This is a genomic window from Orlajensenia flava (assembly GCF_004801905.1).
GTDB lineage: Bacteria > Actinomycetota > Actinomycetes > Actinomycetales > Microbacteriaceae > Orlajensenia > Orlajensenia flava.
This window is the reverse complement of the sequence record NZ_SSSN01000002.1, coordinates 136,085-150,289: the sequence shown is the minus strand read 5'-3', so window position 1 is coordinate 150,289 and position 14,205 is coordinate 136,085. Positions and strand designations below refer to the sequence as shown.

Below are 14,205 nucleotides of genomic sequence, written 5' to 3'. Positions count from 1 at the left end.
GTCGCTCAGACCTCGAGCAGCTCCGAGAGTTCGAGCCAGCGCGTCTCGAGGTCTGCCACCGAGGCCTCCTTGTCCTGCAGCTCCTGGGAGAGGCGCCCGACTCCGGCGTAGTCGCTCTGATCGTGCTCGGCGAGACGTTCGTGTGCCACCGCTATCTCGTTCTGGGTCTTGGCGAGCTTGCGGTCGATCGCCGACAGCTCCTTCTCCGCGTTGCGACGGTCCGCGCCCGTGAGCCCGGAGGCGACCGCGGCCGGTGCGGACGCTGCGGCGGCGAGAGGCGCGGCATCCGTCACCTTCGCCCGCTCCGCGAGGTACTGGTCGACCCCGCCGGGCAGGTGACGCAGGTGGGCGTCGACGACGGCGTACTGCTGGTCGGTGACGCGCTCGATGAGGTAGCGATCGTGGCTGACGACGAGGAGCGTGCCGGGCCAGGAGTCGAGCAGGTCCTCGATGGCGGCGAGCATGTCGGTGTCGAGGTCGTTGGTCGGCTCGTCGAGGATGAGTACGTTGGGCTCGTCGAGCAGGATGAGGAGCAGCTGCAGCCGCCGCTTCTGGCCACCGGACAGGTCCTTCACCGCCGTCGAGAGCTGCGCGCTCGTGAATCCGAGTCGCTCGAGGAGCTGACCGGGCGTGAGCTCGGCCGCCGATCCGCCGCTGCCGACCGTGTAACTCGATTTCTGCCGCGCCACGATCGCCGAGACGCGATCGTTCTGGACGTCCTTCAGTTCCGCGAGTTCCTGCGTGAGGGAGGCGATGCGCACGGTCGTGCCGCGCTTGACCCGACCCGAGGTGGGAGCGACCGCTCCGGTCACGAGGCCGAGCAGCGTGGACTTTCCGGCACCGTTGACCCCGAGGATGCCGGTGCGCTCGCCCGGAGCGATGCGCCACTCGATGTCGCGCAATACTGTCCTGCCGTCGTAGCTGACGGATGCGTCGAGCAGGTCGACGACGTCCTTGCCGAGGCGGGCGGTCGCCATCTGCTTGAGCTCGACCGGGTTGCGCACGGGAGGCTCGTTCTCGATCAGCTGGTTGGCGGCGTCGATGCGGAAACGCGGCTTGCTGGTGCGCGCGGGAGCCCCGCGGCGAAGCCACGCGAGCTCCTTGCGCATGAGGTTCTGCCGCTTGGACTCGCTCGCGGCGGCCATGCGGTCGCGCTCGACGCGCTGCAGGATGTAGGCCGCATAGCCGCCCTCGAACGGCTCGATGACACGATCGTGCACCTCCCACGTCATCGTGCACACCTCGTCGAGGAACCACCGGTCGTGCGTTACGACGACGAGGCCGCCGGCATCCGCAGCCCAGCGCTTCTTGAGGTGGCCGGCGAGCCAGGCGATGCCCTCGACGTCGAGGTGGTTGGTGGGCTCGTCGAGGAAGATGACGTCGTGATCGCCTACGAGCAGCGCGGCGAGGCCAACGCGGCGACGCTGCCCGCCCGAGAGGGTTCCGACCTCGGCGTCCCACGGCACGTCACCGAGCAGGCCGGCGATGACATCGCGCGCCTGGGCGTCGCCCGCCCAGACATGCTCCTCGATGCCGCCGACGACCGCTTGGGCGACGGTGAGGGTCGGGTCGACGGCGTCGGCCTGGTCGAGCATGCCGAGCCGCACGCCACGTCGACGCGTGACGCGGCCGGCATCCGGCTCGGTGCGGCCCGCGAGCAGCCGCAGCAGGGTCGACTTGCCGTCGCCGTTGCGCCCGACGACGCCGACGCGATCGCCCTCATTGAGACCGACGGTGACGCCGTCGAAGACGAGTCGGGTGGGGTATTCGAGGCGCAGCTTCTCGCCGCCCAGCAGGTGTGCCATATCCGTTCAAGCGTACCCGCGCCGCCGAGATCGCAGATCTTGCGGGTGCGCTCCGGGCCGCACCCGCAAGAGCTGCGATCTCGAGCATCAGGACGCTGACCGGGCGCGAGCGATGTGAGTGCGGAGACGGAGCACGAAGGCTTCCCATCCATCACCGAGGTCGTACGCCGTGACGCGGATGACGGTCCAGCCGATCTCGGCCAACTGCTCCCGGCGGAGGATGTCCGATTCGAATACGGCGCGATCCGTCCGGTGGTGATCGCCCTCGTATTCCAGAGCGATGTGCAGGCCGTCGAAGGCGAGGTCGACCATGAAGTGCCGAAGGAGACCGGCATGCCAGATGCGATGGTTGATGAGCGGCTCCGGTAGTCCGGCCAGCACGAGTCCGACTCTGAGCAGCGACTCGGGGCGGGAGAGCGGGCCCCAGCGCACGAGCATCAGAGCCTGTTTCAGTGTTCGAGCTCCCCGCCGCGACCCCCATCCATCGACGGCCTCGCGGAGCTCAGCGATGGTGGAATGCGCCCGCGCACCCGAGATCGGTTCGCGACCGGTGATGAGGTAGTCGCCGAGGGCAACCAGGTTCGCGAGGCTGAGACAGCCGGCCAATTGACCGAACACGACGGCAGGGGAGATCACTCTCAATCCGTCGAACACGAGCGCGGGCAGCTCGGCATCCGTCTCATGCCAGGCCACGCCCCTTCTCATCGACCCGCGACCCGGCTTCACCACGGTGAGATGGACGGGACCGCGCTCGAGGCCGCTCGGCAGTGGCGCACCGAGGACCATCGCCGCCGTCGCGTGGCTGAAGATTCCACGGTCAGGAAGAACCGGCAGCAGCGCACGCGCTCGTTCGACCATGTCACGTACCGGCACCGGGCTCCGCACCCCGGTGAACGGGCGTTCGAGGTCTGCCGCGCGCAACCGGGATGGCGTGGCGCCACGAGACAGTGCTGAAGCCGTCGAGAATGGGACATCGCCCAGCTCGGGTGGAAGGATGCCTCGCGCGGTCACTCACCGATGCTCGCCCCGCCATCCCCGAGCGCCAGACCTGCGCGCCAGATCTGTGCATCCGACCCTCGCGGCCCCACCTTGGGGAGGACCCATTTTCGTCCCCGGTCGGGATCGAAAACGCAGTCTTTGTGGGTGCGCGGCCGCGTCAACCCGCAAGAGTTGCGTTTTCGACGAGGTGGTGGGTGGGAGCTGGGGACGGACAGCGTGGCTGGAGGGCGGGCTAGCGCGCAGCTGGGGAGGGACTGCGGGGCGAGCGAGCTAGCGCGTCAGTCGTGAACCAGGCGGGCGCCGTGCACCGGAGCGTGGGCGCGCACCGCCGTGAGCCGGGCCGCCGAGAGCGCCACCTGGAGCTCGAGGGCGGCGTCGGCGTCGGGCGCGAGGAACGCGACCGTCGGACCCGAACCCGACACGATGCCGGCGAGCGCCCCGTTCTCCTCGCCGAGCTCGAGAATGCGGCCGAGGCCCGGCGCCAGATGCAGTGCCGGTGCCTGGAGGTCGTTGTGGAGCGCATCGCCGAGCATCCGCGCGTCGCCGGCGCGCAGGGCCTGGAGCACCTCGGCGTCCACGCTCGGCGCCTCCTCGGCGGGACGGATGTCGCGCTGGTGGCGTTCGCGGTGCCGATCGAGCTCCTCGTAGACGGCGGGGGTCGACATTCCGAACTCGGCGATGGCGAGCACCCAGTGGAACGTCCCCTGCGCCAGCGCCGGCGAGAGTTGGTCCCCGCGACCGGTGCCGATGGCCGTCCCGCCCACGAGCACGAACGGGACGTCGGCGCCGAGCTTGGCCGCGAGCGCGAGCATGTCGTCGCGTGCCATCCCGGTCTCCCACAGCGCATCGCACGCGAGCAACGTGGCAGCGGCATCCGCCGACCCGCCCCCCATGCCCCCGGCGATCGGAACGTTCTTCTCGATCTCGAGTCGCACTCCCCCGCGGAATCCGGTGCGACGGGCCAGCATGCGCGCCGCCTTGATGGCGAGGTTGCTGCCGTCGGTGACGAGCCCCGAGGTGTCGACGCTCCCGCCGAAGGAGACGGAGAAGTCGTCGGCGGGGTAGGCACGCACGTCCTCGACGAGTGACACCGCCTGGTAGGCGATCGCGACGTCGTGGTAGCCGTCGTCCTGCCGGGCGCCGACCTTGAGGAAGACGTTGACCTTGCCGGGAGCCCGCACGTGAACCGGAGTCGGGACGAGGCTGGTCATGTCCCCAACCTATCCCAGCGCACCCTCCGACCACCCGTCCCGGGCGACCCGGAGGAAGTCGTGAACGGTGAGCTGTTCGCCTCGCTCGGTCGGGGGCACGCCGCCCGCTTCCAACGCGGTCGATGCTCGCGCCGAGTCGCCGAACACGCTCGAGAGGGACTGTCGCAGCATCTTGCGGCGCTGCTGGAACGCGGCATCGACGAGCGCGAACGTCGCCAGACGCTCGTCCTCCGTGCCGAGCTGATCCGTGCGCCGCTCGAACGCCACCAGCACCGAGTCGACGTTGGGCACCGGCCAGAAGACCTGCCTGCTGACGTTGCCGGCCAGCCGCCAGTCTCCGTACCACGCCGCCTTGACGCTGGGGCTCCCGTAGACCTTCGACCCCGGGGCGGCGGCCAGCCGGTGTCCCACCTCCGCCTGCACCATCACAACGCCCGACTGCAAGGACGGGAAGTGCTCGAGGAAGTGCAGCAGCACGGGCACCGACACGTTGTACGGCAGGTTGGCGACCAGGCGCACCGGGTCGCCGTCGAGCGCGTCGACGCGCAGTGCATCCTCGTGCACGACGGTCAACGCCGCGCCCGGCTGCATCAACTCGACGGTCTTGGGCAGCTGCTCGGCGAGGCGTCCGTCGATCTCCACCGCGGTGACGGATGCTCCGGCCTCGAGCAGCCCGAGCGTGAGCGAGCCGAGGCCCGGGCCGATCTCCACGACGTGCTCTCCGGCGCGCACCCCGCCCGCCTTGACGATGCGCCGCACGGTGTTGGCGTCGATGACGAAGTTCTGGCCGAGCTTCTTCGTCGGCGTCACGCCGAGCAGTTCGGCGAGGTCGCGGATCTCCGCGGGTCCGAGCATCGCCATCACGACCACCTTCCGTAGACCGCTTCGGTGTTCGTGGCGAGCTGCTCGCCGAGGTCGTCGACAGCCATGTCGAGATACGTCGCCATCGCGCGCACGGTGTGCGGCATCAGGTAGGGCGCGTTCGGTCGCCCGCGCAGGGGCACAGGCGTGAGGAACGGCGCATCCGTCTCGACGAGGATGCGCGAGCGCGGGGTCACCGCGAGGGCCTCGCGCAGGTTGCCCGCATTCTTGAAGGTCACGTTGCCGGCGAAGGAGAGGTACCAGCCGTGGGCGGCGCAGACGGCGGCCATCTCGGCGTCGCCCGAGTAGCAGTGGAACACGGTGCGCTCCGGGGCGCCGACGCGCAGAAGCGTGGCGATGACGTCGTCGTGCGCGTCGCGGTCGTGGATCTGCAGGGCCAGCTCGTGCTTCTTGGCGATGGCGATGTGCGCCTCGAACGAGCGCAACTGCGCGGCGCGGCCGGCATCCGTCTCCGTGCGGTAGTAGTCCAGCCCGGTCTCGCCGATCGACACGACGCGCGGCAGCGCAGCCAGGGCGTCGATTTCGGCTAGGGCCGCGTCGAGTACGCCCTGTTCGGCATACTCGACGGCCTCGTTGGGATGGATGGCGACGGATGCGAGTACGCGAGGCTCTGCGGCCGCCGTCGCAGCCGACCAGCGCGAACTCTCGAGGTCGGTGCCCACCTGGACCACGCCGAGGACGCCGACGGCAGACGCACGATCGAGGTGGTCGCCGAGTTCCAGGCCCGGGTAGCCGGGATCGAACTCGAGGTGGGTGTGGTTGTCGTAGACGCCGACGGGAAGCGGCTCAGGTGCCTCGGGGTAGGCCGGGACGCTACTCACCGCTCGCCTCGATGCGCGGGAACAGCGGCGAGGCCAAGGGGGTGACCGTCGCCCCGCCTCGCCACTCCCAGGCGCGATCGATGCGCTGCGCCGCCAGCTCGCCCTCTCCGCCGAGCGCCTCCCAGAGCTTCGCCGTCGCCTTCGGAACGACGGGAGACAGCAGCACGGCCAGTGTCCCGAGCCCGCGCACGACGGTCGCGAGCACCGTGTCGAGGCGCTCCCGCTGCGCGGGATCCTTCGCGAGCACCCACGGCTCCTGCTCGGTGATGTACCCGTTGAGCGCATCGACGAGTCGCCAGGTCGCGGCGATGGCCTCGTGGATGCCGAGCGAGTCGATCGCCTTGTCGGCGGCCGCCGTCGCGGACCTCTCGAGGTCCACGATCGCGCGGTCGGCATCCGTCAACTCGCCGGGCGTCGGCACGACGCCGTCGCAGTAGCGCGCGACCATCGCCACCACCCGGGAGGCGAGGTTGCCGAAGCCGTTGGCCAGCTCGGCCTGGTACCGGGCGGCGAGGTCCTCCCACGAGAACGAGCCGTCCTGCCCGAAGGCGATGGCGCGGAGGAAGTAGTACCGGAACGCATCCGAGCCGAAGGTGTCGATGATCTGCGACGGGGCGATGCCGGTGAGCTTGGACTTGCTCATCTTCTCGCCGCCGACCAGCAGCCAGCCGTGGCCGAACACCCGCTTGGGCACGTCGAGGCCGGCCGCCATCAGCATGGCCGGCCAGATGACGGCGTGGAAGCGCAGGATGTCCTTGCCGACGATGTGGGTCGCCGGCCAGCGCCGCGCGAACTCCTCCTCATCCGCTCCGTAGCCGACAGCGGTGATGTAGTTGAGCAGGGCGTCGAACCAGACGTAGACGACGTGCGACTCGTCCCACGGCACCTTGACGCCCCAGTCGAAGGACGACCGCGAGATGGACAGGTCGGCGAGGCCCTGCTGCACGAACGAGACCACCTCGTTTCGGGCGCTCTCGGGCTGCACGAAATCGGGCTGGGCGGCGTAGAGCTCGAGCAGGCGATCGCCGAACGCGCTCATGCGGAAGAAGTAGTTGCGCTCCTTGAGCAGCTCGACGGGCAGGGAGTGGATGGCGCAGACGAGCTGACCCTCGTACTCGCCCGTGCCCGGCAGCAGGTCGCTCGGCTGCTTGTACTCCTCGCAGCCGACGCAGTAGTAGCCCTCGTACTCACCCGTGTAGATGTGGCCGTCGTCGTAGAGCCGCTGCAGGAACTTCTGCACGTTCACCTCGTGACGCTCATCGGTGGTGCGGATGAAGTCGTCGTTGGCGAGATCGACCGTCTCGAGCAGGGGTTTCCACGCCTCGGCGACGAGCTTGTCCGCCCACTGCTGCGGCGTCACGCCGTTCGCCGTTGCCGTGCGCAGGATCTTCTGGCCGTGCTCGTCGGTTCCCGTCAGCATCCACGTGTCGTCCCCGCGCTGGCGGTGCCACCGGGCGAGCACGTCGGCGGCCACCTCGGTGTACGCGTGGCCGATGTGGGGTACGTCGTTGACGTAGAAGATCGGCGTCGTGACGTAGAAGGAGGAACCGCTGGGCATGGTTTCCATCCTATTCGGCGGGCCGTACCCGACCGGCCGCGTTACGGCAAGCCCTCCGCGCGGTGGTGCCCGCGCCTGTCAGCATGGGCGCATGACGGATGCCACCACCCCCGACGTGCGAATCCACGACGCCCAGGACACCGAACGGCCGGGAGCCGCCGTGGCACCGGTCGGCTTCTCGCTCTCGACCCGGGTGCTCATCACGCTCGCGGCCGCGACGCTGACCGTTGCCGGCATGTACTTCGCGAAGGACATCATCGGCCCCATCGTGCTCGCGGTGGTGCTGGTCATCATCGCGCACCCGGTTCGCCCGCTCCTCGAGAAGCGGGGATGGCCCCGCTGGCTCGCCACCACGACCGTCATCGTCGTGGTCTACCTCATCCTCATCATCATCCTGGGCCTCCTCGTGCTGGCCCTCGCCCAGTTCGCCCGGCTGGTGACCGACAGTGCCGACCAGTTCGAGGCGAGCGCCCGCCAGTTCACGGACTGGGTGAACGGCCTCGGCCTCTCGGCCGCGCAGACGAAGGCCATCAGCGGGTCGTTCGACCCCGGCACGCTGGTCGGCATCGTGCTCGCGGGCGCCAAGTCTCTGCTCAGCTCCATCTCGGCGATCGCCCTCGTGTTCGCATACGCCCTCTTCATGGCGGCGGATGCGGCCTACATCGCGCCGCTGTTCGCCCGCTACCGGGACTCGCGGGGGCACGTCATCGCCGCACTCAACCGGTTCGCCTCGGGCGTGCGCAGCTACATGATCGTCAACGCGATCTTCGGAGCGATCGTCGCCGTGCTCGACGGGCTCATCCTGTGGGCGCTCGGCGTTCCCGGAGCCTTCATCTGGGCGGTGCTGGCGTTCATCACCAACTTCATCCCGAACATCGGCTTCATCATCGGCGTGGTGCCTCCCGCGGCGCTCGCGCTGGTCACCGGCGGCTGGGGGCTCGCTCTCGTCGTCATCGGCGTCTACATCGTGATCAACGTGACCCTGCAGGTGCTCGTTCAGCCGCGATTCGTCGCCGTGGCCGTGAGCCTCGGATTCACCATCACGTTCGCATCCGTCTTCTTCTGGGGCTTCGTGCTCGGCCCACTGGGCGCGCTGCTGGCCGTTCCGCTGACGCTGCTGCTCAAGCTTCTTCTTCTGGACGCCGATCCGCAGGCGGAGTGGGCGCGTGCCCTCTCCGGTGACCGAAAACCGGAGGAAGAACAACCGGAGAGTCGATCTGATCATGAGGAGTCGGCACCCCCAGCGTCACATCCTGCTGCTTGACGCCGGTGTCTCGCGTGCGCTGGTTGCGGTAGCGCACGGGGTTCATGCCGATCACGATCTTGCCGACGGACTCGCGGCGATCGAGCTGCGTGTATGCGGCGACGATGTCCTCCAGCGGGAACACGTCGGCGATCGGCATGCGCAGCTGGTGGTCCTGCATGAGCTTCGCGATCTCGAGCATCTCGGCCAGGCCGCCGGCGGTCGCGGTCTGCACGCCGTACTCGTCCACGGCGTCGAGCGCGAGGACAGTGGTGATGCGCGAGGACGGCACGCCGAGCTCCCGGGCCACCTCGACGGAGTTGCCGCCGAAGAAGTCGATGAACGCGTCGACGCCGTTGGGTGCGGCGGAACGGATGCGGGACGCGAGGTCGGCACCGTACGCCACCGGCGTCGCGCCGAGCATCCGCACGTAGTCGAAGTTGCGCTCGGCCACCGTCCCGATCACGCGCGCGCCCTTCGCCACGGCGAGTTGCACGGCGAGCCCGCCGACTCCCCCGGCCGCCGACGTGATGACCACCACGTCGCCCGGTCGCAACGCCACGTCGCGTACGCCGTCCAGCGCGGTCGTGCCGGCGACGTACAGGCTCCCCGCTATCTCCCACTCCACGCCACGCGGTTTGGGTGCGAGCTGCACTTCGGGAACGACGACATCCGTCGCCTGCGACCCGTGATCCACGTAGCCCATGACTTCGTCGCCGACGCGGAACCGGCTCACCCCCGACCCGACGGCGGAGACGATGCCTGCGAGATCCCTGCCCTGCCCGGTCGGCAGGTCGACGTGCCACAGTTCCGGCGCGGCCCCGCTGCGCGCGGCGCTCTCGACGGGATTGGTGCCGGCCGCGATGACGCGCACGAGCACCTCACCGGCCCCCGGCGCGGGCGTGTCGATGTCGACAACCTCCAGTACCTCGGGTCCTCCGAACCGCGAGTACTGCACCACTCGAGCCATTGCGCACCTCCGTGTCAACAGCCTCCGTGTCCATTCTCACCCCTTCCGGGGGCGAAATGAGGGCGGCACGCCCGCGTCAACCGCGCCGGGCGAGGGCCCCTTCATAGAGGTCGCGCTTGCCGAGACCGGTCGACTCGGCGACGGATGCGGCCGCCTCCTTGAGGCGGGCGCCCCCGGCGACCCGGGCGAGCACCTCGTCGACCCCCGAGCCGAGGTCCGCTACGCGTTCCGGTGCCCCGGCGACGACGATGCAGATCTCGCCCTTGACCCCCTCGGCCGCCCACTCCGCCAGCTCGGTCGCCGTCCCCCGGCGGACCTCCTCGTAGAACTTGGTCAGCTCGCGGCAGACCACGACGATGCGCTCGGGGCCGAACACCGCGGCCATGTCGCTCAGTGACGCCGCCAACCGATTGGGCGACTCGAAGAACACCATCGTTCGGCGCTCGTTGACGAGCGCCGTGAACGTGCTCCGCCGGTCTCCGCCTTTGCGCGGGGTGAATCCCTCGAAGCTGAACCGGTCGGTGGGAAGCCCCGACACGGCGAGGGCGGCGAGCACGGCGCTCGGGCCGGGGATGACCGTGACTCCGACACCCGCCGCGACCGCGGCGTCGACGAGATGGTAGCCAGGATCGCTCACGGTCGGCATGCCCGCGTCACTCAGCACGAGGACATCCGCGTCACGGGCGAGCTCGACCAGTTCGGCGGCCTTGACGCGTTCGTTGTGGTCATGGAGGGGGATCAGCCGTGGTCGGTTCTCAATGTGAAGAGCGCTCATCAGGCGCTGAGTGACCCGGGTGTCCTCGGCCGCGATGACCTCGGCGGTGCGCAGCGCCTCCACCAGTCGGGCGGACGCGTCGCCCAGGTTGCCGATGGGCGTCCCTCCGAGGATGATCATGTGACTTAGCATTGCGCAATGACCGTCGAACCGGCGACCGCGCCGCAGCCTGCCGTCGACGTCGACGATGCGCATCCGTCCCTCGAAGACGAGGAGCCCCGCGGCACGCGCCTCGACGCGTGGTGGGCGTGGACCTTGCGCACTCCGCTTCGACAGCGGTTCTGGTACTGGGGCGGTCCGCTCGGTGTGACGTTGCTCGCGCTGATCCTGCGGACGTGGGATCTCGGCAACCCCCACTCCCTGGTGTTCGACGAGACCTTCTACGTGAAGGACGGTTGGACGCTGTGGCACAACGGCTACGAGTCGACCTGGCCGGCGGACGCCGATCAGCAGTTCGCGGCGGGCAAGACGAACATCTTCAACGACGCCGCCGAATACGTCGTGCATCCGCCCCTCGGCAAGTGGATCATCGGCGCCGGCATGATGCTGTTCGGTGCGGATAACAGCTTCAGCTGGCGCATCGGCACCGCCGTGGTGGGCACGCTCGGAGTCCTGCTGATCACCCTCATCGCCCGCCGACTGTTCCACTCCACCCTCATCGGGGTGATCGCCGGATTCCTGTTCGCGATCGACGGCCACGCGATCGTGCTCTCGCGCGTCGGGCTGCTCGACGTCTCGGTGATGTTCTTCGGACTCCTCGGCTTCGGGGCGATGCTGCTGGACCGCACGTGGACGGAACGCCGGCTGTCGCGCGCGCTCGAACGACGGGCTCTCGAGCGGGGAACGGATGCCGGCCCGCCCGACTGGGGTCCGGCGCTGTGGTGGCGGCCGTGGCTCATGGCGGCGGGTCTCAGCTTCGGCCTCATGTCGGCCGTCAAGTGGTCGGGCCTGTTCATGCTCACGGCGTTCGGCATCTATGCGGTGGTGGTCGACGCCCTCGCGCGTCGGCGGCTCGGCATCCCCTTCTGGGCGAGCGCCGCCATCCTCAAGCAGGGTCCGATCAGCTTCCTCCTCATGGTCCCGATCGCGGTGGCGACCTACCTCGCGAGCTGGACGGGCTGGTTCCTGACGTCGGGCGGCTACTACCGCACCTGGGCGAACGAACCGGGCCAGGCGTGGACGGGACCGCTCGCGTGGGTGCCGCACTCGCTGCAGAGTCTCTGGCACTACCACAGCGAGGCGTACGGCTGGAATGTGGGGCTGCACACCCCGCATCCGTACCAGGCCAATCCGCTGACGTGGCTGTTCATGGTGCGGCCGACGAGCATGTACTACCTCGGCACCGACGCGAAGAGCGGCTGCAATGTCTCGGCATGCTCGGACGCCATCACCTCGATCGCCAATCCGATCATCTGGTACGCGGCCGTGATCGCGCTGTTCTACCTCGTCTACCGCCTGGCCCGCTACCGGGAGTGGCGCGTGGGCTTCATCCTGATGGGAATGGTGGGCGCCTACCTTCCGTGGCTGGCGTACACCAACCGCACGGTCTTCCAGTTCTACACGATCGCCTTCGAGCCCTACCTGATCCTGGCGCTCACGTTCGTGATAGCCCTCATCCTCGGCCGCCGGGACGATCCGACATGGCGTCGCACCCGCGGCATCGGCGTGGTGGGCGCCTTCCTCATCGTCAGCGTGCTCGTGACGGTGTTCTTCTGGCCGCTCTGGACGGGTGAGCGCATCCCGTTCTGGTACTGGCAGCTGCACATCTGGCTGCCGAGTTGGCGCTGAGCGGCGGGTCGGCACCGGGTCGGCCCTCCGGCCGGCTCTTTCCCGCCCTGGTCCCCGGCCTGCTCCCGGGCCTGCTGGTCGCCGGCGCTGGCGCCCTGCTCGCCTGGGGCGTTCACGTGCTCGTGCCCGCCATCCCGTGGCTCACCGCCGTCGTCGTGCTCGGCATCGTCGCGGCGCAGGTGCCGCCGATGCGTCGGCTCCTCGATGGCGTGCTGGCGCCCGGCATCGCGTTCGCGGGTCGATCCATCATGCGAGCAGGCATCGTGCTGTTGGGCATCGACCTGAGCCTCGGCGACATCGCGTCGCTCGGCTGGAGGGCCATCCTCACGACGGTTCTCGTCGTGCTGCTGACCTTCGCGGTGACGCTCGCCTTCGGCCGGTCGATGGGACTGCCCGGCCACCAGCCGCTGCTCATCGCGAGTGGATTCTCCATCTGCGGCGCATCCGCGATCGGCGCGATGGGCAGCGTGGTGCGCGCGAAGGAGCGCGACCAGGCCACCCCGATCGCGCTGGTGACCCTGTGCGGCACCCTTGCCATCGCGGTACTGCCCGCCCTGTGGCATCCACTCGGCCTGGACGCCCTGCAGTTCGGGCACTGGGTGGGGGCGGGCGTGCACGACGTGGGACAGGTGGTCGCGACCGCACAGATCGCCGGTGGAGCTGCCCTCGCCGTCGCGGTCATCGTCAAGCTCACCCGCGTGCTGCTGCTCGCGCCGATGGTGGCCATCACGGCATCCATCGAGAGGCGACGGGCGACGGATGCCACGGGCCCACGCCCACCGATCGTGCCGCTCTTCGTCGCTGGATTCGTGCTGCTGGTGCTGGTGCGCACGTTCCTGCCCATCCCTGCTGCTGCGGTGAGCGCGGCGGATGACGTGCGCAACGTTCTGCTGGCGGTCGCCCTGTTCGCCCTCGGCAGCGGAGTGCGGGTGAGCGAGCTGGCGCGCACCGGATGGCGGGCCCTCGTCGTCGGCCTCACCTCATGGGTCTTCATAGCGGCCTTGGCCTACGGAGCGGTGCTCGTCAGCTGACCCTCTTTGTAGGGGTATCGTCGCGCGGGCTCGCGGGTGTTGACTTCCACTCGGCTCAGCGACGACGCGGCCGACGGGGGCGGTTGGCATGAAGGTAGTGGCGTATATCGGTTCGGTGCTGTTGGCCACCGGGGTGATGGTCGGAGCCGGCTTCCTTCTAGTACTCACGACGCCTCGCGATGGTCGCTGGCTGATTTTCCTCGCGTTCTTCGCCGTGACGACCTTCATCTACGGCCCGCTCATTCTGGGATCGATCTCGGCCTTCTGGGACACGACGGTCTCGGCCGACAGCCGCAGCTACTTCCGTCGTTACCTCTTCGGCGTGGGAATCGCCGAGGGCCTGGGTGTCGTCGCGATCATCGTGTACAGCGTCGTGGTTGGCGCCCCGATCTGGCTGCCTATCCTCTTCATCGTCCTAGCGGCCGGCTTGTTCGCGGCCGGTCTGGCGGTCGGCCGATCGCTGATCCGTCATGAATTGGCGCATCCGCGGCCCGTCACCGCGTGGGTGCCGGTCAGCCGTCGGGAGGTGGGGCGCAAGATCGCCATCATCGCGATCACCTTCGTGGTGTTCCTCCTCGCCGGACTCGCGCTGTTCCTTCTCCTTGGTCGCGGCGATTCGCATCGGATCGGTGAGACCGCGGTCGAGGTGTCGTTGGCAGTCGAATTCGCCTTCATCGCCGCGGGATTCGCCTGTGTCATGTGCTCGTTGTCGATCAACCGGCGTCTCCGCGCGACCGGAGGCGGTGACCTCGGACGGATGCGGCGCTACATGAAACTCGTGTTGCGACGAAAGCCCATCGAGCTCGAGGAGTCCGAACGCGTCGGCGCCGCACGATACGCGGCGATCGTGTCGTACACGCTTGCATTCCAGCTGGGATTCATCGGACTGCTCTACGCCGGGATCCTGATCCAACAGATTCAGAGTCTGACTTATCGCCGTTCGAGCTCCTTCAACGTTGCACTCATCGTGCTGCTCGTGGCGATTCTGGTTTGGGCCATCCCGCTCACCATCCGTCGGATCGTCCTGGCCCGACGGTACGCACGCGAGCACGCCGACCTGTTGACGGCCGAGGCGCCCGCGCCCGCACCTCTGGTCGAGTGACGGGCGCCTCGCCATCCGAC

At 69.0% G+C, this 14,205-nt stretch carries 11 protein-coding genes and 1 pseudogene; 4 read left to right on the top strand and 8 right to left on the bottom strand.

From position 1 onward, the window contains the following. Nucleotides 1-5: 5 nt before the first annotated feature. The 6 genes from E6C70_RS01095 to metG form a co-directional block, all read right to left on the bottom strand. Complete coding sequence (locus E6C70_RS01095) at nt 6-1,805, bottom strand: ABC-F family ATP-binding cassette domain-containing protein (RefSeq protein ID WP_136421427.1); 1,800 nt, start codon at nt 1,803-1,805, stop codon at nt 6-8. A gap of 87 nt (nt 1,806-1,892) precedes the next feature. Further along, a complete protein-coding gene (locus E6C70_RS01090) occupies nt 1,893-2,816 on the bottom strand; it encodes a hypothetical protein (RefSeq protein ID WP_136421425.1) in 924 nt (307 codons plus the stop codon). A 266-nt stretch (nt 2,817-3,082) separates the two neighbouring features. Continuing rightward, the gene (locus E6C70_RS01085; RefSeq protein ID WP_136421424.1) at nt 3,083-4,015 is read right to left on the bottom strand and encodes a 4-(cytidine 5'-diphospho)-2-C-methyl-D-erythritol kinase; all 933 of its coding nucleotides are present in this window, start codon (nt 4,013-4,015) and stop codon (nt 3,083-3,085) included. Between the two features lie 9 nt (nt 4,016-4,024). Further along, complete coding sequence (rsmA, locus tag E6C70_RS01080; protein WP_207670004.1) at nt 4,025-4,876, bottom strand: 16S rRNA (adenine(1518)-N(6)/adenine(1519)-N(6))-dimethyltransferase RsmA; 852 nt, start codon at nt 4,874-4,876, stop codon at nt 4,025-4,027. After that, nucleotides 4,876-5,718: a TatD family hydrolase gene (locus E6C70_RS01075; RefSeq protein WP_136421419.1), complete on the bottom strand. Its 843-nt coding sequence runs from the start codon at nt 5,716-5,718 to the stop codon at nt 4,876-4,878. Before E6C70_RS01075 ends, rsmA begins: the two co-directional genes overlap by 1 nt. After that, nucleotides 5,711-7,276, bottom strand: a complete 1,566-nt coding sequence (metG, locus tag E6C70_RS01070; RefSeq protein ID WP_136421417.1) for a methionine--tRNA ligase — start codon at nt 7,274-7,276, stop codon at nt 5,711-5,713. Before metG ends, E6C70_RS01075 begins: the two co-directional genes overlap by 8 nt. A 91-nt stretch (nt 7,277-7,367) precedes the next feature. On the opposite strand from metG, the gene E6C70_RS16930 reads away from it, so the two are divergent. Continuing rightward, nucleotides 7,368-8,540 (top strand): AI-2E family transporter, encoded by a 1,173-nt coding sequence (locus E6C70_RS16930; RefSeq protein ID WP_136421415.1) that lies wholly within the window; start codon nt 7,368-7,370, stop codon nt 8,538-8,540. Between the two features lie 61 nt (nt 8,541-8,601). Here E6C70_RS16930 and E6C70_RS16805 read toward each other — a convergent pair. Then, nucleotides 8,602-9,489, bottom strand: a pseudogene (locus tag E6C70_RS16805) (NADP-dependent oxidoreductase); the annotation flags it as partial. A 76-nt stretch (nt 9,490-9,565) separates the two neighbouring features. After that, entirely contained in the window at nt 9,566-10,384 is an 819-nt protein-coding gene (gene rsmI, locus E6C70_RS01055; RefSeq protein ID WP_136421411.1) for a 16S rRNA (cytidine(1402)-2'-O)-methyltransferase, read from the bottom strand. Nucleotides 10,385-10,402: 18 nt separating this feature from the next. Between rsmI and E6C70_RS01050 the strand changes: the two genes are divergently transcribed. The 3 genes from E6C70_RS01050 (at nt 10,403) to E6C70_RS01040 (ending at nt 14,185) form a co-directional block, all read left to right on the top strand. Continuing rightward, nucleotides 10,403-12,052: a dolichyl-phosphate-mannose--protein mannosyltransferase gene (locus tag E6C70_RS01050; RefSeq protein WP_136421409.1), complete on the top strand. Its 1,650-nt coding sequence runs from the start codon at nt 10,403-10,405 to the stop codon at nt 12,050-12,052. After that, on the top strand, nt 12,043-13,083 hold the full coding sequence (locus E6C70_RS01045; protein WP_328590790.1) for a YeiH family protein: 1,041 nt from the start codon (nt 12,043-12,045) through the stop codon (nt 13,081-13,083). Before E6C70_RS01050 ends, E6C70_RS01045 begins: the two co-directional genes overlap by 10 nt. An 88-nt stretch (nt 13,084-13,171) precedes the next feature. Beyond that, complete coding sequence (locus E6C70_RS01040) at nt 13,172-14,185, top strand: hypothetical protein (protein WP_136421407.1); 1,014 nt, start codon at nt 13,172-13,174, stop codon at nt 14,183-14,185. Nucleotides 14,186-14,205: the final 20 nt, after the last annotated feature.

Coding starts and splice junctions, on each gene's coding strand:
- metG (WP_136421417.1), bottom strand. CDS start 7,276: ATGCCCAGCGGTTCCTCCTTCTACGTCACGACGCCGATCTTCTACGTC.
- E6C70_RS01095 (WP_136421427.1), bottom strand. CDS start 1,805: ATGGCACACCTGCTGGGCGGCGAGAAGCTGCGCCTCGAATACCCCACC.
- rsmA (WP_207670004.1), bottom strand. CDS start 4,876: ATGGCGATGCTCGGACCCGCGGAGATCCGCGACCTCGCCGAACTGCTC.
- E6C70_RS01085 (WP_136421424.1), bottom strand. CDS start 4,015: ATGACCAGCCTCGTCCCGACTCCGGTTCACGTGCGGGCTCCCGGCAAG.
- E6C70_RS01050 (WP_136421409.1), top strand. CDS start 10,403: ATGACCGTCGAACCGGCGACCGCGCCGCAGCCTGCCGTCGACGTCGAC.
- E6C70_RS01040 (WP_136421407.1), top strand. CDS start 13,172: ATGAAGGTAGTGGCGTATATCGGTTCGGTGCTGTTGGCCACCGGGGTG.
- rsmI (WP_136421411.1), bottom strand. CDS start 10,384: ATGATCATCCTCGGAGGGACGCCCATCGGCAACCTGGGCGACGCGTCC.
- E6C70_RS16930 (WP_136421415.1), top strand. CDS start 7,368: ATGACGGATGCCACCACCCCCGACGTGCGAATCCACGACGCCCAGGAC.